Raw genomic sequence first — 19,025 nt, 5'->3', positions numbered from 1 at the left:
GCGCTGTGAACGCAACTTCTCTTACCCGCGGCACTCACCTCAGCCGCCGCGCGCTCTTCAAGGCGGCCGGGCTCGCCGGCGCGGCAGCCGTCCTTCCGCTGGCGGGCTGCGGCTCCGTGCCCACCGGTTCTGGGCCCAGCAGCCAGAACGGCGTCACCACGCTCCGCTTCATGCAGAACAAGCCCGAGGTGGTGGCCTACTTCAACCGGGTCATCAAGGACTTCGAGGCCCTCAACCCGGACATCCGCGTCATCCAAGACTTCAACGAGGGCAACTTCGTTCCGGGCCTGGTCCGCAACGACCCGCCCGACGTCGTGACCCGCGGCTTCGCCCAGGCCACCGCCGACTTCGTCCGGAAGGGCGTGTTCGCGGACCTCTCCGACCTGCCGGCCGCGGCCACGATCGACCCCAAGATCCAGGACCTGGTCAGGTCATGGGGACAGTACAACGGGCATGAAACCAGCGCCCTTCCGTTCTCCCTGGCCGCTGCCGGGGTCATCCACCGCCGGGACATCTTCGAGGCCCAGGGCGTGTCCGTCCCCACGACGTGGGACGAGTTCATCGCTGCCTGCGAAAAGTTCAAGGCCGCCGGCATCACCCCCGTCTACGGCACCTTCAAGGACAACTGGACCCTCGGGCAGGGCATGTTCGACTACGTGGCCGGCGGCGCCCTGGACATCGCGGACTTCTTCGCCAGGCTCACGGCCAAGGGCGCCGCCATCAGCGCGGACGCCCCGGAGTCGTTCACCAGTAACTTCGGCCCGGCCCTGCCCAAGATGCTCGAGCTGGCTTCGTTCTCGCAGAAGGGTGCCGCCAGCAAGAACTACGCGGACGGAAATGCCGCGTTCGCCAAGGGCCAGGCGGCTATGTACCTGCAGGGCCCGTGGGCGCTCTCCCAGCTTGTGGCCGCCAACAAGAACGTCAGGCTCGGCAGCTTCCCGCTGCCCGTCACCAACAACCCCGCGGACACCAAGGTCCGGGTGAACGTGGACATGGCCCTGTCCATCACACGCAACACCCCGAACATGGCGGCGGCACGGCGCTTCGTCAGCTACCTGCTGGACCCCTCGGTGGTGAACGCCTACAACGAGAAGAACGCGGCGTTCTCGCCGCTCAGGGAAGCTCCCGCCGTCGGGAATCCCCAGATCACCGGCCTCGCCGCCTCGGTGCGGGAGGGGCGGTACTACCAGGGGGCCACCACCTACTTCCCGCCGTCGGTCCCTCTGTACAACTACGTCCAGTCCTTTGTGTACGGCAAGAACGGCGAACAGTTCCTTTCCGCCCTCGACGACGAATGGCGCCGGGTCGCCGAGCGCACCGCGGTCTGACCCGCCCGAATCCAGGAGCCCCCATGACCACAACCTCAGAGACGGCGCAGGCAGCACCGCCCGCCGCTTCCACCGTCCCCCCGAAAGCCATGTCGCGGGCTGTCAGGCCCAAAAACAGGATCGACCCCGCCTACTACTGGATGGTGGTGCCGGTCCTGGCGCTGTTCGCCTTCTTCATCACCCTGCCGGCACTCGTGGGCGTGTTCTTCAGCCTCACAAACTACGCCGGCTACGGTGACTGGAAGTTCATCGGGCTGTCCAACTACGTCAACATCTTCCGGGACCCGGCCGTCCTGCAGTCCTACATTTTCACGTTCGTTTTCGCCCTGACCACCACCGTGGTGGTCAACATCGTGGCACTCGCGATCGCCCTCGGCCTGAACGCCAAAATCAAGTGGCGCACCGGCGTCCGCACCGTGTTCTTCATCCCCATGGTGCTCTCGGCCCTGGTGGTGTCCTTCGTGTTCAACTACCTGTTCTCCAACACCCTGCCCGTGCTGGCGGAGCGCTTCGGCGTGACGCCGTTGGCCACGAGCATCCTGGCCGACGAAAACCTCGCCTGGCTGGCTATCGTGCTGGTCACGGTCTGGCAGGCGGCTCCCGGGGCCACCATCATCTACCTGGCCGGGCTGCAGAGCGTCCCGGCCGAGGTGTATGAAGCCGCCGACCTCGACGGCGCCGGCAGCTTCCGTCAGCTCCTGAGCCTGACCCTGCCGCTGATCCTCGGATACCTCGTCATCAACGTGATCCTCGGCTTCAAGGGCTTCCTGGGGACCTACGAAATCATCGTGGGCCTCACCGGCGGAGGGCCCGGCATGGCTACCCAGTCCGTGGCCATGCGGATCTTCTCCGGCTTCACGGGAGGGGACTACTCCTACCAGATGGCGAACGCGGTCATCTACTTCCTGATCACCCTGCTCATCTCCGTCATCCAGCTGCGCCTCATCCAGCGCCGGGGGGTTTCTCTCTAATGACCGCATCCACATTTGCCAAGCCCGTGAACAGCATGGCCCCGCTCCGCCGGAACGGCCGGTCCGGCAGGACCCGTCGCTCCAACCGGGAGGGCTACAAGGTCAACTGGTGGCTCACCGCGCTGATGCTGGTGGCGTCCCTGACCGTCCTGCTGCCGCTGTACTTCACCGTGGCCATGGCTCTGAAGTCCCCGGATCAGATTGGAACGGGCACGGGCCTGGCCTGGCCGAACCCGATGAACTGGGAGAACTTCGCCGCCGCGTACGTGGCCACCAACTTCCCGGTTGCCTTCATGTCGACGGCGTTCGTCACTGTGTTCAGCGTCCTCGGTTCGCTGGCCTGCAGCTCGCTGGTGGCCTACGCCATCGCCAGGAACTGGAACCGGAGGTTCTTCCGGGGCTCATTCGTCTACCTGCTCTCGGCCATGTTCATCCCGTTCCCGGTGATCATCCTGCCCCTGATCAAGCAGACGGCCCTTCTCGGCCTGGACAACCCGGGCGGCGTGGTGTTCCTGCACGTGCTGGGCGGCATCTCGTTCAACACGCTGCTGTACATCGCCTTCGTCCGCTCCATTCCGGTGGAGCTGGAGGAATCGGCCAGGCTCGACGGCGCCACCACCTGGCAGGTGTTCCGCAAGATCATCTTCCCGCTGCTGGCCCCCATGAACGCCACCGTGGGCATCTTCGCCTTCCTCGGCTCGTGGAACGACTTCCTGCTGCCGCAGATGATGATCGCCGATCCCGCCCTGCAGACCCTTCCGGTGGTGCAGATGCTCTTCCAGGGAGAGTTCAACACCAACTACAGCCTCGCGTTCGCGTCCTACCTGATGGCCATGGCCCCCACCTTGGTGGTTTACATCCTGGCCCAGCGTTGGGTACTGTCCGGAGTCATGCGCGGGGCCGTCAAGTAGACCCATCAAACCAGTCCAGCAACAACCCCACCCACAAGAAAAGGATCATCCCTTGTCCACCACCGCCACGCTGGCAACCCTGTCCGATTCCGACCGCCTGGCCGATCCGAACTGGTGGCGCCAGGCGTCCGTCTACCAGATCTACCCCCGCAGCTTTTCCGATTCGAACGGCGACGGCCTGGGCGACATCAAGGGCATCACGGCCAAGGTCCCGTACCTGAAGTCCCTCGGGATCGACGCCGTCTGGCTCAGCCCGTTCTACCCCTCGGCGCTCGCCGACGGCGGCTACGACGTGGACGACTACCGCAACGTGGACCCGAAGCTCGGCACACTGGACGACTTCGACGAGATGGCCAACGCGCTCCACGCCGCCGGCATCAAGCTGATCGCGGACATCGTCCCGAACCACTCCTCCGACCGGCACGAATGGTTCAGGGAAGCCCTGGCCTCCCCGAAGGGCTCCGCCGCGCGGGACCGGTACATCTTCCGGGACGGCAAGGGCCCGAACGGCGAGTTCCCGCCGTCGGACTGGGACTCCGTCTTCGGTGGCCCCGCCTGGGAGCGCATCACCGAACCGGACGGCACCCCCGGCCAGTGGTACATGCACATCTTCGCCAAGGAGCAGCCGGACCTGAATTGGGCCAACCGGGAAATCCGCGACGACTTCCTCAAGACCCTGCGCTTCTGGTCCGACCGCGGCGTGGACGGCTTCCGCGTTGACGTGGCGCACGCGCTCACCAAGGACCTCACCGAGCCTCTGCTCTCCAAGCTGGAGCTGAGCGCCGCAAACACCGGCACGGACGGGTTCGACGACGGGTCCCACCCGTTCTGGGACCGCGACGAAGTGCACGAGGTCTACGCCGAATGGCGCGAGGTCTTCAACGAATACAACCCGCCGCGCACCGCCGTCGCCGAAGCCTGGGTGCACGCCACCCGGCGCGCTCGCTATGCCAGCCCCGAGGGCCTCGGCCAGGCGTTCAACTTCGACCTCCTGCAGGCGGACTTCGACGCCGAGGAGTTCCACGAGATCATCACCCGCAACCTGGCCGAGGCGGCCGCCACCGGCGCCTCCTCCACCTGGGTGTTCTCCAACCACGACGTCGTCCGGCACGCCACCCGCTACGGCCTGCCCAAGGGGTCCAAGGGCAAGCACGCCAAGGGCCAGGACGGCAAGGCCTGGCTGCTGGCCGGCGGACCCGAGGAGGAACTCGACGCCGAGCTCGGCCAGCGCCGTGCCCGCGCCGCCACGCTCCTCATGCTCGCGCTGCCCGGCTCCGCCTACCTGTACCAGGGCGAGGAACTGGGCCTGCAGGAAGTGGCGGATATCCCTGAGTCCGAGCGCCAGGACCCGTCGTTCTTCCGCAACAGGGGAGTGGAAGTGGGCCGCGACGGCTGCCGCGTGCCGCTGCCGTGGGCCGTGGAGGGCACCTCCTTCGGGTTCGGCGACGGCGGCGCCCACCTGCCGCAGCCTGACTGGTTCAGCAAGTACGCCGTCGAGGCGCAGGACGGCACCCAGGGCTCCACGCTCGAGCTCTACCGCACGGCACTGAAGCTCCGCCGCGAGCTGCAGGCGGACGAAGAGCTGGAATGGATCGAAACCGGCAACCCGGAGGTCCTGCACTTCAGCCGCCCCGGCGGCTGGCAGGCGGTCACCAACTTCGGGGACACCGCCGTCGAACTCCCCGCCGGCACGGTGCTGGTGAGCAGCGTACCGCTGGAAGGCGGCAAGCTGCCGGCCAACACCACGGCCTGGCTGCGCTGAACCTGACTGGCTGCGCTGGCAGCCGGTGACTGAATGACACGCTGCTGGCGGTCCCACGTGGGGCCGCCAGCGGTTCGTTAACACCCCTCTGCAGGCCAGCCTCTGGGCGGGGCCGGCAACAAGTGAAAGAGTGATGCCATGACTGAACAGACTGCAGTCCCGAATGGCCGGCTGCTTTACGGCTGCATGGGCCTGGGCGGGGACTGGTCGACTGACCCCCACGAAATCACCGACGTCGAAGCCGCGGCTGAGGCTATCGAGGCGGCGCTGGACATCGGCGTCACGCTGTTCGACCATGCCGACATCTACCGGCATGGAAAGGCCGAGGCCGTCTTCGGCGAGGTCCTGGCCGGCACCAGCGGCCTGCGGGAGCGCATCCAGCTGCAGACCAAGTGCGGGATCCGGTTGAACGAGCGGGGGCTGGAGACCCACTACGACCTGAGCGCCGACGCCATCGTCGAGCGTGTGAACGGCAGCCTCGAGCGCCTGCGTACCGATTACGTGGACATCCTCCTGCTGCACCGCCCGGATCCCCTGATGGACCCCGCGGAAGTGGCGGCCGCCGTCGGAAAACTGATGGCTGACGGGAAGGTGCGGGCACTGGGCGTGTCCAACATGTCCGCCGCGCAGATCGAGTTCCTGCAGGACAGCCTGGAAACCCCGGTGGTGGCCAACCAGCTGGAGCTCAGCCTGCTCAAGCGGGACTGGCTGGAGAGCACCGTGCTGGTGAACCATCCGGATGCCCACAGCTACAGCTTTCCGCACGGGACGCTGGAGTACTGCGCCCGGCAGGGGATCACCCTGCAGGCCTACGGTGCACTGGCCCGCGGCCACTACACCGGCAACCCGCCCGAACGGCCCACCCCGGCCGAGAGCGCCACGGCCGCGCTGCTGGCGGAGATGGCCCGGGAGAAGGACACCACGGTGGAGGCGGTGCTGCTGGGATGGCTGATGAAGCATCCGGCCGGGATCGCGCCGGTCATCGGCAGCGCCAACCCGGACCGGATCCGTGCCTGCGCCGGGGCCGCCCGCGTGGCCGGGACCATGACCCGGGCCGAGTGGTACCGGCTGTGGGTCACGGCCCGCGGCAGCAACATCCCCTAAACCCAACTAGCTCGCAGTTGTTGTCGTTATGAGCCTTCAAAACGACAACAACTGCGAGCTAGTTGGGCCGGCGTGCTCCCGGCGGGAAGCGACCCTAGAGCGGGGCGATCTCCGAGTATGTGGAGGCATCACCCTTCAGGCCTGGCTCTGCTTGCCGTCCACGCCCACCGGGATGTCCCCGGCGATGGTGACGCGGTTGAGCTTGCGCGGCTGGCCGTCGTAGTTGTCCGGGGCGTAGTGCTGGGTGATCCGGTTGTCGAAGAGCACCAGCTGGTTCGGCTCCCAGTTCACCCGGACCACGTTTTCGGGTCGGGTCACGTAGGCCTGGAGCAGCCGGATGATGTCCCTGGACTCGGTGTTGGACAGACCCACGATCCGCAGGCGCTGCGCGAAGCCGCCGATGAACAGCCCGCGCTCGCCGGTCAGCGGGTGCACGCGGACCACGGGGTGGGCCGTCTCGAACTTGAGCCGGGTGAACTCCTTGCGGCGCTCCTCGGCGTTCGCGTGCTCCAGGTTCTTGGGTACGGAGTAGTCGTAGTCGTTGGAGTGGATGGCCCACAGGGTGTCGGCGAAGTTCCGCAGCTCGTCCGGCAGGTCGCTGTAGGCCCCGGCGGAGGAGGCGATCAGCGTCTCGCCGCCGTACGCCGGCAGGTCGATGCTGCGCAGCGTGGATGCCTGCGGCGGGTTGACCACGAACGTGACATCGGTGTGCCAGTTGTTGGCCGAACCGTTCTCGCTGTCCACGGGGAGGACGTTCTCCTCGCCCTGCACGGACGCCACGGTGGGGTGTGCCTTGGTGAGCGGGCCGAAGTGGCTGGCGAATTTCACCTGCGCCTCGTCGGTAAGGATGTTGGCTTCGCGGAACACGAGGGCCTTGTGCTCGTTGAGGGCAGCACGGATCTGTGCAACGGTCTCTGCCGGCAGGTCGCCGCTGAGGTCCAGGCCGCGGATCTCGGCGCCGATGCGGGAGCCCAGCTTGGAGAATTCGAGCTTTGTTTCGGTAATGACAGTCATGTCTTCTTCCTTACTGTTGTGTCGCTGCGATGGATTACTTCGTCAGGAGACCGTTGAACTCGTTGGTGTACAGCTTCTTGGTGTCCAGGTCGGACTGGATGATGCCCACGGACTTCAGGTATTCCTCCCAGCGGGTGAAATCCTCGTCCTTGATTTCGCCCTTGGCGGGGACACCGACGCTCTTCCAGTACTGCAGGGCGGCCGGGTTCTCGTTGCGGCCGCGTTCCTTCAGGATCTTGGTGAGCCGGGCAATCACTTCCTTGCGGGGCGTGGCCCGTTCCCACTCGATGGCCTTCGCCACACCCGTGGTGAAGGTCCGGACGGTTGGGGTTCTGGGCGAGGAAGTCCTCCCGGAAGACGTAGGGCCCGCCGGCAAACGTTCCGAACAGGTCGAAGTCGCTGAAGACGGACCGCAGCCCGCCGTTGGCGACGGCCCGGTCCTGCAGGATGCTGCCGAGGGAGCCGGCGTCCACCTGGCCGCGGCGGATGGCTTCCTCCGTGTCGTTCGGCGGAACCACCACCAGCTGGACCTGCTTGATCTCGTCTGCGCTCAGGCCGTTCTTGCGGAGGTAGGTGTTGATGACCGCCTCGGAGTGGGCGCCGAGGGTGTTCACGGCGACCTTCTTGCCGATGAAGTCCCGGGCGGTCTTGATCGGGCTGTCTTCTTTTACATAGAAGCCGTTGAAGGACTTGCTGTCCTCGCCGTAGTAGTTGATGACGGCCTTCACCGGGGCGCCGGCCTCCACGAGCTTCACTACGGCGCCGGCGAACGCGCCGCCGAAGTCGGTCTGGCCCGTGGCTGCGGACTGGATGTCCTGGGGGCCGCTGATGGTGTTGCCCACCCAGTTCAGCTTGACGTCGCCCAGGTAGCCGAGGTCCTCCGCCAACTCGGGAAGGGTCACGTTGTTGGCCCATCCCTGGTAGCGGAGCTCCTTGACTTCGTTGGCGCCGGGAGCGCCGGTGCCGCCTGTGACATCACCGGCGGCGCTCCCACCGCAGCCGGACACCGTCAGCGCGATGACGACGGCGGCCGCAGCACTCAGGATGGTCAGGTGTCGTTTCATTGGGGGTTCCTTCAGGGGGTTTGGTTTGGCTGGTTCGCCACGTTCGCTCCGGCCGCTGCAACGGCCGATGGATCGATGTAAGCGCACTCTGACGAAGCAGAAAAGTGCGGCGGTCACGGCGGGAAACCGTTGGAAATCCGCGGAAACACGGCGCAACAGCGGGACATGAGGCGCCCCGTTGCGGCAGGTGTTGCCCCGTGACCGACGGCAGTAAAGATCCCCGCGCTGGGCTGTACACTGTGGGATCTGGGCCCTCCGCGGACGGCTTTTGTTCGTATTGGTCTGCCCTGCGGGGCCGATCTGCGTCGCGCAGACGTGCGCCCGCCCGATACGGTAGAACCATGACGTCTTCTTCCACAGCCGAGATCACCCGGCAAGAACGCAATATCCCCGCCGAGATCGCCCGCTCGTGGCTGCTTGTCAACGCAATGAAAACCGAGCTTTTCGACCAGTCCGCCGTGTCCCGCGCGGACTCGATCATCCTGGACATCGAAGACGCCGTGGACCCCTCGCAGAAGGATGCGGCCCGCGAGAACGTCGTGAACTGGCTTTCCGGCGGCGGCCAGGCCTGGGTGCGGATCAATGACGCCACCAGCAAGTTCTGGGCAGACGACCTCGCGGGCCTGCGCGGCACACCGGGGCTGCTCGGGGTCATGTTGGCCAAGACGGAGTCGGCTGACCAGGTGACCGAAAGCTTCCACCGGATGGACGGCAAGACGCCGGTCATCCCGCTCGTGGAGTCCGCGCTCGGCATCGAGGAGGCCAACCACATCGCCAAGGCCCAGGGTGCGTTCCGTCTGGCGTTCGGCTCCGGAGACTTCCGCCGCGACACCGGCATGGCGAACACCCAGGAGGCCATGGCCTACCCGCGCGCCAAGCTCGTCGTCGCCAGCCGCGTCGGGAACCTGCCGGGCCCCATCGACGGACCCACCGTGGGTACCAACCACCCGATCCTGCGCGAGCAGACGGGCGTCACGGTGATGATGGGCATGACCGGAAAGCTGTGCCTGGCCATCGACCAGACCAGCGTCATCAACGAGGTCATCAGCCCCACGCCGTCGGACGTCGCCTGGGCCACCGACTTCATGGCCGACTTCGAGGCCAACGGCCGCGTCATCCGCGACGGCTCCGACCTGCCCCGCCTCGGCCGCGCAGAGAAGATCATGAAGCTCGCGGTAGCGTTCGGCGTGCAGCCCGCGCTGTAAGCGCCATCAGCATTACCAGGAGACCCCGTGACCGATACCCGTTATCTGGTGCACGGGGTCTTTTTGGTGCACGGGGTCTTTTGGGATGGGCCGCCAGCTATTTCCGCAGCCTCCGACGGCGGCAGGCCCGTTTTGCGCCTCCAGCACCGTTCCGGCGGGTTCAGTGAGATGGCGCTCGACGCCGGCACCCGCCTCGGGTTCCGGGTGGCGGACGGCGTCAAACACTGCCTGGGCCACACCAGGGTTTTCTCCGCCGCCGAGCGCCGGCACGCCACCTGCCCGGACAGTGCCCACGCGGTACGGGGCAGCCAGTGTGAGCCCTGCCAGCTGGCAGACGACACCCGGCTGATCCACGACTTTCACCGTGGTGGACGGGTCCCGGCGGGCCTCCGGGACTATCTCATGCAGCCGCACTGGCTCTACGTTGCCACGTTCGCCAACGGTGCCAGCAAGATCGGCACGGCCTCGCAGCCGCGCAAATGGAACCGGTTGGCCGAGCAGGGTGCGGTGGTTGCCCGTTACGTCGCCCTGGCCGAGGACGGGCGGCTGGTGCGCGTCCTGGAGGACCTGGCCACGAGCGAAGTGGGCCTTGCCCAGCAGGTTCGCGGCGCGGCGAAGGCTGCCGCCCTGACGGACCCGCTCCCCGCCGGTGAGCTTGACCTCCTCAACCGGCGCCGGGCGGAGGAGGTGCGGACCCTGTTGGCGGTCACCGCCGTCGGGGGTTTCGCCGTTGTGGATGAGCAGTGGGTCCGCCCGGCGCAGGCAGGGGCGTTGTGCGCGGCTGCTTCCCGGCACGCCTACCCGCACCGGATGCACGGCGGAAGCCACGGCTTCACCCTCAGGGCCCTGTGCGGCAGCCACGGCCTGGCCGGCCTGGACGGGTCGGAGCTGGACTTCGTGGTGAACCTCGGGCTGCTGAAGGGACGCCTGGTGGAACCGGGGGAGTACAGCTCGGAGGTGCCCGCCGTGCAGGAAGCCCTTTTCTGAGGCGCACCGTTCCGAACGCGCAGGCCTGACTGGGTAAACTGGCACGGTGCTGCACGAATTCTGGGTCACCGCACCCAAGTCCTACAAAATCCTGGTCTTCATCGCAATGGGCCTCATCGCCGTCGGCCTGATCCTCAACATCGTGGGCAACGTCACCGCCAACCAGGTGCTCATGATCGCGTCCCTGCCTGTGATCGGCCTGGGCCTCGTGCTGCACATGGTCGGCATGGTGGTCCGCGGCCAGAGGATCCGGAAGAACATCAGGAAATAACGACACGTATCCGACCTGCACGCCCGCCCCGATAGGGTTGAACCCATGACTATCAATCCGGACCTGCAGGGACGAAGCTACCCTGCCGCTGAGGTGTATGACGTTGGCCGAGAGAAAATCCGCGAGTTCGCCCGCGCCGTCAAGGCCACCCACCCCGCCCACTTCGATGTTGACGCCGCGCAGGGCCTGGGCCACCCCGACCTCGTGGCACCGCCCACGTTTGCGATCATCATCGCGCAGCGTGCCGACGCCCAGCTGGTCGAGGATCCGGAGGCCGGCATCGACTTTTCCCGCGTCGTCCACGCGGACCAGCGCTTCACCCACCACCGCCCCATCTTCGCCGGCGACCGGCTCGTGGCGGAACTGCACGTCGACGGCGTGCGCGCCATGGGCGGAGGTGCCATGATCACCACCCGCAGCGAGATTTTTGCACTGACGGACGGGGACGGGCGCGAGCCGGTAGCCACCACCAAGTCATCCATCCTGGTCCGCGGAGAGGGACAGTAGCCATGAGCCCCACATTCGAAGAACTCAGCGTCGGCCAGGACATTGGCGGCCGCAGCATCGAGGTGACCCGGCAGGACCTGGTCAAGTACGCCGGCGCGTCGGGAGACTTCAACCCCATCCACTGGAACGAGGCCTTCGCTACGGGCGTCGAGCTTCCCGGCGTGATCGCCCACGGCATGTTCACCATGGGCGCCGCCGTGCAGCTGGTCAGCGACTGGGCCGGTGACCCGGCCGCCGTCGTCGACTACCAGACCCGGTTTACCAAGCCGGTGCTGGTCTCCGACACCACGGGAACCGGCGACGCCGGTGCCGTCATCGACGTCAGCGGCGCGGTCGGCGCGCTGGATGCCGATGCGCGCACCGCCCGCGTGGACCTCACTGTGGTGTTCGAAGGTCAGAAGGTCCTCATGAAAGCCCAGGCCCTCGTCCGGTTGACGTGACGTGATGGCGAACCCTCCAATGCTTTCCGATCTGACCACGGCCGCCGTTGGCGGTCCCGCCGGCAAATACGTCGAGGCCCGCACCGAGGCAGAGATCATCGAGGCGGTGCGTGCCGCGGACGCCGCCGGTGAGCAGCTGCTGATCATCGGCGGCGGATCCAACCTCCTGATTTCCGACGACGGGTTCCCCGGAACCGTCCTGAAGATCGCCTCGGAGGGGTTCACCGTCAACGCCGAGGACTCCTGCGGCGGCGTATCCGTGGTGGTCCAGGCCGGCCACAACTGGGACGCGCTGGTACAGCACGCCGTGCTCCACGCCTGGTCCGGCATTGAAGCGCTGTCCGGGATCCCCGGCGCCACGGGAGCCACACCGGTGCAGAACGTCGGTGCCTACGGCGCGGACGTGTCGCAGACCATTGCTGCGGTCCGCACCTGGGACCGGGAGCGCAACGCCGTGAAGACCTTCACCACCTCGGAGCTGAAGTTCGGGTACCGGGATTCGATCCTCAAGCAGACCACCGTCAACGGCTCTCCGCGCTACGTCGTGCTGACCGTCGAGTTCCAGCTGCCGCTGGGCCGCATGAGCGCACCCATTCGCTACGCCGAGCTGGCGAGGGTCCTGGGCGTCGAGCAGGGGCAGCGGGCCTACTCCAACGACGTGCGCCGCGAGGTGCTCCGTCTGCGCGCGTCCAAGGGCATGGTGCTGGACCCGGCGGACCGCGACACCTACTCCACGGGCTCCTTCTTCACCAACCCGATCGTGCCGCCTTCCGTGGCGGACGGACTGCCCAACAACGCTCCCCGGTATCCGGGCGGCCCCGGCGGTGCGGTCAAACTGTCTGCGGCGTGGTTGATCGACAACGCCGGATTCGGCAAGGGCTTCGGGCTGGAGGCCGGCAGTGTCTCCGGCGGCCGTGCCTCGCTGTCCACGAAGCACACCCTGGCCATCACCAACCGCGGCTCTGCCAGCGCCACAGACATGGTGGCGATCGCACGCGAGGTGCGTGCCGGCGTCGTCGGGCGTTTTGGCATCGAACTGCACCCCGAACCGCTCCTGATCGGCCTCTCGCTCTAGGTCTGGCCGCGCCTGCTCCGGTAACCGGGCTGCTCGGATACGGGGAGCCCTAGGATGGGTCCATGGCTGCAACGGTGAGGGTCCGGGTTACGCCCAAGGTGATGGGCCGGCTGAGGCTGGCATCGCAGGGCCTGCTGGGGGCCGGATTCACCGGGGTGCCGGAGGCAGTCCGCTCGATGGCCGCGATGCAGGCCCAGGATCTCCAAGCCGCGCTGTGGGCGGTGGGTATCCGGGTTCCCGGCGCAGGCTTGAGTGACGTCCGCCGCGCCCTGGACGACGGGTCCTTGGTCCGCTCCTGGCCCATGAGAGGGACGCTGCACCTGCTGGCGCCCGAGGATCTGCGTTGGATCCTGAACATCACCACGGCACGGATGGTCCAGGGCACGGCCGGCCGGCACCGGCAACTGGAAATCACGGGCAGCGACATCGAAGCGTGCCGGGAGGCAGCACTCGGCTTGGTTGACGGCGGACGGGCCGCCAGCCGGGAGGAGCTGTTCGCAGCCTTCGAGGCGGCCGGGCAGCCAACCAGGGCGCAGCGCGGCATCCACCTGCTGTGGATGCTGTGCCAGAGCGCCACACTGGTGCCCGGGCCGCTGGACGGCAACCAGCAGAAGTTCGTTGCGTTCGACCAGTGGATCACCACGTCCCGCGACCTGGACCGTGAGGAGGGGATCGCCGAGCTGCTGCTGAGGTACCTGCGCGGCCACGGACCCGCCACGCTGCGCGACTTCGCGTGGTGGTCCAGCATTCCCCTGACCGAGGTGCGGCGGGCCCTGCCAGCGGTGAAGAGCGAGTTGGCGGAGCTTGAGTACGACGGGACGCAGTACTGGACGTCCCCTGAGGCCGCAGCACTGCTGGACGAGGGAGTGCCGGGCCAACGCTCGGTTCTAGCCCTTCCGGGGTTCGATGAGTTTGTCCTCGGCTACACGGACCGGAGCATCGTGCTGCCGCCCGAGCATGCGCAGAAGGTCGTCCCTGGCGGCAACGGCGTGTTCAAGAAGACCGTCGTAGCCGGCGGCGAGGTGACCGGCACCTGGGCGAGGCAGGGGAGCGGGCGGACCTCCGCCGTCGTACCCGTGCCGTTCGATGACACCAAGCCCCTGGGCCCGGCGGCGCTGGCGGGCTTCCGCCGGGCCGCCGAACGGTACGAGGGCTTCCTCGTTTCCTGACCGGCCTCGGCCCCGCGACCGTCCGGGCGCAGACGCAAAACCGGCCCCGCTCCGCATGAGCGGCCGGCCCTGATACAGCTAGGGCAGGCCGGTCGTTCGGGGCAGGGCCGGTCGAGTGGCGCGAAGCAGGTTACAGCGTGCCGGTGGCGATGTTGAGCATGCGGCGCAGCGGTTCGGCGGCACCCCAGAGGAGCTGGTCGCCGACGGTGAAGGCGCTGATGTACTGCGGGCCCATCTCGAGCTTGCGGATGCGTCCCACGGGGATGGTCAGCGTGCCCGAGGCAGCCACGGGGGTCAGGTCGGCCATGGAGGCTTCCTTGGAGTTGGGCACCACCTTGGCCCACTCGTTGTCCTCGGCCAGCAGCGTCTCGATTTCGGCAACGGAGAGGTCCTCGCGGAGCTTCAGGGTGAGAGCCTGCGAGTGCGAGCGCATGGCCCCGATCCGCACGCAGAGGCCGTCCATGATCACGTGGTTGTCATCCGAGGTGCCGAGGATCTTGTTCGTCTCGACGCCGGCCTTCCACTCCTCCTTGGACTGTCCGTTGCCGAGGTCCGCGTCGATCCAGGGGATCAGCGAGCCGGCCAGCGGCACACCGAACTGGGTGGCGTCGATGTCGCTCCGCTGGTGGGCCAACACCTTGCGGTCGATGTCCAGGATGGCCGACGCCGGGTCGTCCAGTTCCGTGCTGACCTCGGCGTTGAGGGTGCCGAACTGGCTCAGCAGCTCGCGCATGTGCCGCGCGCCGCCGCCGGAAGCCGCCTGGTAGGTCATGGACGTGCCCCACTCGACGAGGCCGTTCTTGAAGAGGCCGCCGAGGCCCATCAGCATGCAGGACACGGTGCAGTTGCCGCCGACGAAGTCCTTGGTGCCGTTGGCGAGCCCCTTGTCGATGACATCGCGGTTGATCGGGTCCAGGACGATGATGGAGTCGTCATTCATGCGCAGGGTGGAGGCGGCGTCGATCCAGAGGCCGTCCCAGCCGCGGCTGCGCAGCTCGCCGTGGACCTGCTTGGTGTAATCACCGCCCTGGGCGGTGACAATAATGGGCAGCTTCGCCAGCGTGTCAACGTCGAACGCGTCCTCGAGCTTGCCTGCGCCTTCAGCAAACGAAGGCGCGGCACCTCCTGCGTTTGAGGTGGAGAAAAATACGGGGTTGATGTTGGCGAAGTCGCCCTCTTCCTGCATGCGCTGCATCAGGACGGAGCCGACCATGCCACGCCAACCGACCAGTCCAACGGACGGAGTAGCTGCTGTAGTCATTGGGACAGTTTATCTTTGGATTTGGCGGGCCGCAGTCGGTTACGTCACTGCCGGGCAGATAGACACGACGACGGGATCGACGAGCCGCTTCGCTCAGAGCGGCGCGCTGCTGGGCGTGGGTACCCCGCGTTGTTCCCGGATCTTCCTGGCCTTGAATTCGGACATGGCACAGTGAACGCCCCACCAGACCATCCCTGCTGCAAAAACGCTGAGTACGAGAAACCCCCAGGCTGGCTTACCGTCTGGCGACAGTGCGCCGGTTGCCACCACGATCATGAAGACGCCAACCACAGCCATCACAATAGTTACGACGCTGAGACCCCAGAGCGTAGAAACCCCATATCCCGGGCCATTGCGCCGGAAACCGATTTCGTCTTTCGCGTAGCTGTAGAGTTCACCGCTCATGGTCCGGGAAATAACCCGATGCTGCCCCGCAGCCAAGGCTTGCTTGTGCCACTCCCACACTTCTTCGTCGCGGGCCGAGCGTTCCGGGTTGCTGTGCATTATGTCTCGTTCCTAATCTTGCGTATTTGTTCGAGGACCTCGGAGTCCGAGAGCCCGGAAAGTTCCCCCACGACCTCGTCGTCGCCTTGGTTGATAAAGCCGACGCTCCAGCCACCGATTCCATGTTTGAGGAGGAGCCGGCGCTTGGCGGGATCTTCGCGCCGTAAAATGGTTGCTCCTCCCGCAGGGTTGTCCGAGAGATGTTTCCGCATAACGAAAAAGTTCGCTTCAGCGGCGGAGATATCCGGGTTTTGTGCCATTGCGAACCAAGTGAAGTACGCACGTGGCTGCAGGATGATCTGGTAGTCCTCGGATTCGACGGACAAGACGCTGTCTCCTGATCCGGGAACCAGGAGGGATATTTCCATGCGTCTGATAGCCGAAGTAAGCGCCGACGTGACCGCGGCCACGGGGCCTGCTACGGACAGTTCTCCGTCAGGCTCAACGGTGGCCAATCCCCTGGCAACCAAGGATGAAGCGCCCGCGGAAATGATTCTAATGTCATCCAGTTCGTCTCCAACGCGGAGGGCGTGGGCGGTAGCGGTGGCTGCCTCCCCTCGGTGAAGGTTCAGGAGGGTTATGATCTCGGCGAAACCGAAACCGATTGAATCGGGGTACTGGTTGTCCCTTGAGTCTGCTGGTTCAGTGATGGTCTCAGTCACTTAGCTTCCCTTTTCTAGAATCCAAAGAATTTCGACACGGCCTTCGCTCCGTCGCTAACGGCATGGCCCACCGCTTCTCCGGCATCGCCCACCGCTTCTCCGACATCGAGAACCGCTTCTCCAGCCGCTTCCGCGCCTTGTTCGACGGCGCCGCCGGCCGCGTTCCAGCCTTCAGCGATCTTGCCGCCCACCCCATTCACGAAGTTCTTCACGGCGGGGACGTTGTCGTAGATAGCAAGTGCTCCACTGGCTACCATGCACACTGTTCCGGCAGGTGGAGGAAAGAAGGATCCGACGCCGAGAATCACCTTCGCGCTGGAATAGTAGGCGCCGCCTGTGTCCCCGGTCTGAAACTTGTTCACTGCGTCTAGGGCGTCGAGGCCGACGCCTACCCCGCCGAGGGCGTGACCGAAAGCACCGAGAGCTTTAAACGCAGTAGTGTCCGGCGCCAGATTCAGCGCCGTATGGAGCTTCCCATCGAACAGATCGGACGACATATTGAAGTATCTGCTGATTGCGTTCGACTCTTTAAAAGTTTCCCAGGCGGCCTTTGACAGGAACTGGTTCACATGGGACTTGTCCAGCATCGAGGCCATGTCGTAGATGCCCGCACGAAGGTTCGGGAAGGCCTTGATCAGGTTGTAAGTTTCCCAGCCTTTGCGGAAGGGAGAGTTCTCGCCGTCGGCAAGCCAGTCCGGACCCAACTGAAAGGGTTTGCCGTCGCCGGCGGAGTCCCCTGTCCACCCCGGATCACCGGCGAACACGCCGATCGGCCCGCCGCCGGACCCCGGGGCGGCGTCGCTGGCCTTCTCCTGCTCGTTGGCGTTGTCCAGCAGCTTGCGGGATTCGTCCTTGAGGGCGCGCACCGTCCGCTGGATAAGAGCCCTGTGGTTGCCGTTCCAGTCCGAACGGAACTGGGTGGCGTCGTTGCCCTTCCAGGAAGGGTTGCTGTTGATCTGGTTGGTCAGCTGCAACGATGTCTGCATCAGGTGGTCGGAGACGCTTCCAAACTGCTGCGCGAGTGTGCGAAGTTGCGCAACGTCGGCGCCCCACAAATTACCTGTCACATCGTCCCCCAAAATTTGACCGTTCCAAACGGGCACGGTTGCTGCTAAGTCCAGCCATCACTCTAATTCGCGCCCCGGGCCGCCGCGATGGGCAGCACTCCCCATCCGGGCGCTACTGGCGGTCGGGCTCCTCCATCAGGGCGGTCTTGCGGGCGCGCAGGGCGAAGAAGGCGCCGAAGGCGAACGCCTGCGTCACCACCACCAGGACGATGATGCCGGCAATTTTGTTGCCGCCGAGGATCATTGTGAGCCCGACAATCGCGGACAGCAGGGCAAACAGCGGCAGCAGCATGTAGCCGAGCACGAAGAGGGTTTCGGGTTTACGCAGCATGTTCTAACCTTCCGGGCGGTTCCATTTGGTGAACCGGTAGCGGGTGCCGTTGGCTCCCGTGAACCAGCCGTCGGCCGGCACAGAGGCGCCGGCCACCCAGCCGTCGCCGAGCTCCGGGGCGTACGTGTCGCCGTCGGCGTCCACGTCGATGGTGGTGACCACGGCAACGTTGGCCAGGCCCGTGGACTCCTTGAAGATTTCGCCGCCGCCGAGGATCCAGACTGCTTCGCAGCCTGGGGCGAACTGTGATTCCAGCAGGGCATCATCGAGGGATTTGACGACGACGGCGCCCTCCGCCTCAGGCGAGCTGCCCCAGTTCTCCTGCCGGGTAATGACGATGTTCGTCCGGTTGGGCAGGGGACGGTACTTCGCCGGGAAGGACAGCCAGGTTTTCCGGCCCATGATAACGGGATGGCCGGTGGTGACTTTGGTGAAGTGCTTCAGGTCCTCGGGCAAGTTCCACGGCATGTCGCCGTCTTTGCCGATGACGCCGGCCGGCGTCTGGGCCCACACGAGTCCGATCCCGGACATCCCCGCGGCGATGTCCTCGCTGAAAGCCTGCGCATCCATAGTGCCCTCCGTGCTCATACGGCGATCGGCGCCTTGATGGTGGGGTGGTGCCGGTAGCCCACCACTTCGAAGTCGTCCAGGGTGTAGTCGAAGATCGATTCCGGCTTGCGGGTGATCTTCAGCTGCGGGTACGCGTACGGTTCCCGATCCAGCTGCTTCAGGACCTGGTCCATGTGGTTGTCGTAGATGTGCACGTCGCCGCCGGTCCAGACGAATTCGCCGGGCTCGAGGCCGGTCTGCTGGGCCAGCATGCAGGTCAGCAGCGCGTAGGAGGCGATGTTGAACGGCACGCCAAGGAACATGTCCGCGGACCGCTGGTACAGCTGGCAGGAGAGCTTGCCGTCCGCGACGTAGAACTGGAAGAAAGCGTGGCAGGGCGGCAGTGCCATGTCCTTGAGCTCGCTCACGTTCCAGGCTGAGACGATGTGCCGGCGCGAGTCCGGGTTCGACTTCAGGCTCTCCAAGAGCTCGGCGATCTGGTCAATGTGGCCGCCGTCGGGCGTGGGCCAGCTGCGCCACTGGACGCCGTAGACCGGCCCGAGTTCGCCGTCGGCGTCGGCCCATTCGTTCCAGATGGTCACGCCCTGGTCCTGCATCCACTTCACGTTGGAGTCGCCGCGGAGGAACCACAGCAGCTCGGCGGCTACGGACTTGAAGTGCACCCGCTTGGTGGTGATCAGCGGGAAGCTTTCGCTCAGATCAAAGCGGATTTGCCGGCCGAAAACGCTGCTGGTTCCGGTGCCGGTGCGGTCTGATTTGTGCGTGCCGTTTGCCATGACGTCGCGCAGAAGGTCTTCATAGGGCGTTGGGGTGCTCACCCGT

At 66.0% G+C, this 19,025-nt stretch carries 20 protein-coding genes and 1 pseudogene; 12 read left to right on the top strand and 9 right to left on the bottom strand.

The window, feature by feature from the left end; translation table 11 throughout:
• Positions 1-5: 5 nt before the first annotated feature.
• The 5 genes from LFT45_RS16190 to LFT45_RS16170 all read left to right on the top strand — a co-directional run bounded on the left by LFT45_RS16190 (position 6) and on the right by LFT45_RS16170 (position 6,076).
• Complete coding sequence (locus LFT45_RS16190) at positions 6-1,328, top strand: ABC transporter substrate-binding protein (RefSeq protein ID WP_236804601.1); 1,323 nt, start codon at positions 6-8, stop codon at positions 1,326-1,328.
• Between the two features lie 23 nt (positions 1,329-1,351).
• Positions 1,352-2,299: a carbohydrate ABC transporter permease gene (locus LFT45_RS16185; protein WP_236804599.1), complete on the top strand. Its 948-nt coding sequence runs from the start codon at positions 1,352-1,354 to the stop codon at positions 2,297-2,299.
• Positions 2,299-3,210: a carbohydrate ABC transporter permease gene (locus LFT45_RS16180; RefSeq protein WP_272912720.1), complete on the top strand. Its 912-nt coding sequence runs from the start codon at positions 2,299-2,301 to the stop codon at positions 3,208-3,210. Before LFT45_RS16185 ends, LFT45_RS16180 begins: the two co-directional genes overlap by 1 nt.
• 52 nt (positions 3,211-3,262) lie before the next feature.
• Positions 3,263-4,972: a glycoside hydrolase family 13 protein gene (locus tag LFT45_RS16175; protein ID WP_236804597.1), complete on the top strand. Its 1,710-nt coding sequence runs from the start codon at positions 3,263-3,265 to the stop codon at positions 4,970-4,972.
• A 138-nt stretch (positions 4,973-5,110) separates the two neighbouring features.
• A complete protein-coding gene (locus tag LFT45_RS16170) occupies positions 5,111-6,076 on the top strand; it encodes an aldo/keto reductase (protein WP_236804595.1) in 966 nt (321 codons plus the stop codon).
• Between the two features lie 94 nt (positions 6,077-6,170).
• Here the strand turns inward: LFT45_RS16170 and LFT45_RS16165 are convergent.
• Positions 6,171-7,090, bottom strand: a pseudogene (locus tag LFT45_RS16165) (TauD/TfdA dioxygenase family protein).
• Positions 7,087-8,154, bottom strand: coding sequence for an ABC transporter substrate-binding protein (locus LFT45_RS16160; protein ID WP_236804593.1), 1,068 nt, complete (start codon positions 8,152-8,154; stop codon positions 7,087-7,089). Before LFT45_RS16160 ends, LFT45_RS16165 begins: the two are co-directional and overlap by 4 nt.
• Before the next feature lie 341 nt (positions 8,155-8,495).
• Here LFT45_RS16160 and LFT45_RS16155 point away from each other — a divergent pair, with 341 nt between their 5' ends.
• The 7 genes from LFT45_RS16155 (at position 8,496) to LFT45_RS16125 (ending at position 13,808) form a co-directional block, all read left to right on the top strand.
• Entirely contained in the window at positions 8,496-9,359 is an 864-nt protein-coding gene (locus tag LFT45_RS16155) for an HpcH/HpaI aldolase/citrate lyase family protein (protein WP_111905150.1), read from the top strand.
• 27 nt (positions 9,360-9,386) lie between these two features.
• On the top strand, positions 9,387-10,346 hold the full coding sequence (locus tag LFT45_RS16150) for a DUF2797 domain-containing protein (RefSeq protein WP_236804591.1): 960 nt from the start codon (positions 9,387-9,389) through the stop codon (positions 10,344-10,346).
• Positions 10,347-10,392: 46 nt separating this feature from the next.
• Positions 10,393-10,617, top strand: coding sequence for a DUF3188 domain-containing protein (locus LFT45_RS16145; RefSeq protein WP_236804589.1), 225 nt, complete (start codon positions 10,393-10,395; stop codon positions 10,615-10,617).
• A 45-nt stretch (positions 10,618-10,662) separates the two neighbouring features.
• Complete coding sequence (locus LFT45_RS16140) at positions 10,663-11,124, top strand: FAS1-like dehydratase domain-containing protein (RefSeq protein WP_236804588.1); 462 nt, start codon at positions 10,663-10,665, stop codon at positions 11,122-11,124.
• 2 nt (positions 11,125-11,126) lie between these two features.
• Positions 11,127-11,564, top strand: a complete 438-nt coding sequence (locus tag LFT45_RS16135) for a MaoC family dehydratase (protein ID WP_236804586.1) — start codon at positions 11,127-11,129, stop codon at positions 11,562-11,564.
• A gap of 19 nt (positions 11,565-11,583) precedes the next feature.
• Complete coding sequence (locus LFT45_RS16130; protein ID WP_236804585.1) at positions 11,584-12,639, top strand: UDP-N-acetylmuramate dehydrogenase; 1,056 nt, start codon at positions 11,584-11,586, stop codon at positions 12,637-12,639.
• Positions 12,640-12,701: 62 nt separating this feature from the next.
• On the top strand, positions 12,702-13,808 hold the full coding sequence (locus LFT45_RS16125; RefSeq protein ID WP_236804583.1) for a winged helix DNA-binding domain-containing protein: 1,107 nt from the start codon (positions 12,702-12,704) through the stop codon (positions 13,806-13,808).
• A gap of 130 nt (positions 13,809-13,938) precedes the next feature.
• On the opposite strand, the gene asd is transcribed toward LFT45_RS16125, so the two are convergent.
• The 7 genes from asd to LFT45_RS16090 form a co-directional block, all read right to left on the bottom strand.
• On the bottom strand, positions 13,939-15,069 hold the full coding sequence (asd, locus tag LFT45_RS16120) for an aspartate-semialdehyde dehydrogenase (RefSeq protein ID WP_236804581.1): 1,131 nt from the start codon (positions 15,067-15,069) through the stop codon (positions 13,939-13,941).
• Positions 15,070-15,162: 93 nt separating this feature from the next.
• Positions 15,163-15,573, bottom strand: coding sequence for a hypothetical protein (locus tag LFT45_RS16115; RefSeq protein ID WP_236804579.1), 411 nt, complete (start codon positions 15,571-15,573; stop codon positions 15,163-15,165).
• Entirely contained in the window at positions 15,573-16,235 is a 663-nt protein-coding gene (locus LFT45_RS16110) for a hypothetical protein (protein ID WP_236804577.1), read from the bottom strand. Before LFT45_RS16110 ends, LFT45_RS16115 begins: the two co-directional genes overlap by 1 nt.
• A gap of 14 nt (positions 16,236-16,249) precedes the next feature.
• The gene (locus LFT45_RS16105; protein ID WP_236804576.1) at positions 16,250-17,338 is read right to left on the bottom strand and encodes a WXG100 family type VII secretion target; all 1,089 of its coding nucleotides are present in this window, start codon (positions 17,336-17,338) and stop codon (positions 16,250-16,252) included.
• Positions 17,339-17,414: 76 nt separating this feature from the next.
• Positions 17,415-17,633, bottom strand: coding sequence for an NF038396 family protein (locus LFT45_RS16100; RefSeq protein ID WP_236804574.1), 219 nt, complete (start codon positions 17,631-17,633; stop codon positions 17,415-17,417).
• Positions 17,634-17,636: 3 nt separating this feature from the next.
• Positions 17,637-18,221: a dihydrofolate reductase gene (locus LFT45_RS16095; RefSeq protein ID WP_236804572.1), complete on the bottom strand. Its 585-nt coding sequence runs from the start codon at positions 18,219-18,221 to the stop codon at positions 17,637-17,639.
• Positions 18,218-19,021, bottom strand: a complete 804-nt coding sequence (locus tag LFT45_RS16090) for a thymidylate synthase (protein ID WP_236804570.1) — start codon at positions 19,019-19,021, stop codon at positions 18,218-18,220. Before LFT45_RS16090 ends, LFT45_RS16095 begins: the two co-directional genes overlap by 4 nt.
• Positions 19,022-19,025: the final 4 nt, after the last annotated feature.

Source organism: Arthrobacter sp. FW305-BF8, from assembly GCF_021789315.1.
Taxonomy (GTDB): Bacteria; Actinomycetota; Actinomycetes; order Actinomycetales; family Micrococcaceae; genus Arthrobacter.
Note: the sequence above shows the minus strand (reverse complement) of the source record. Positions and strands in the feature narration are given on the sequence as shown.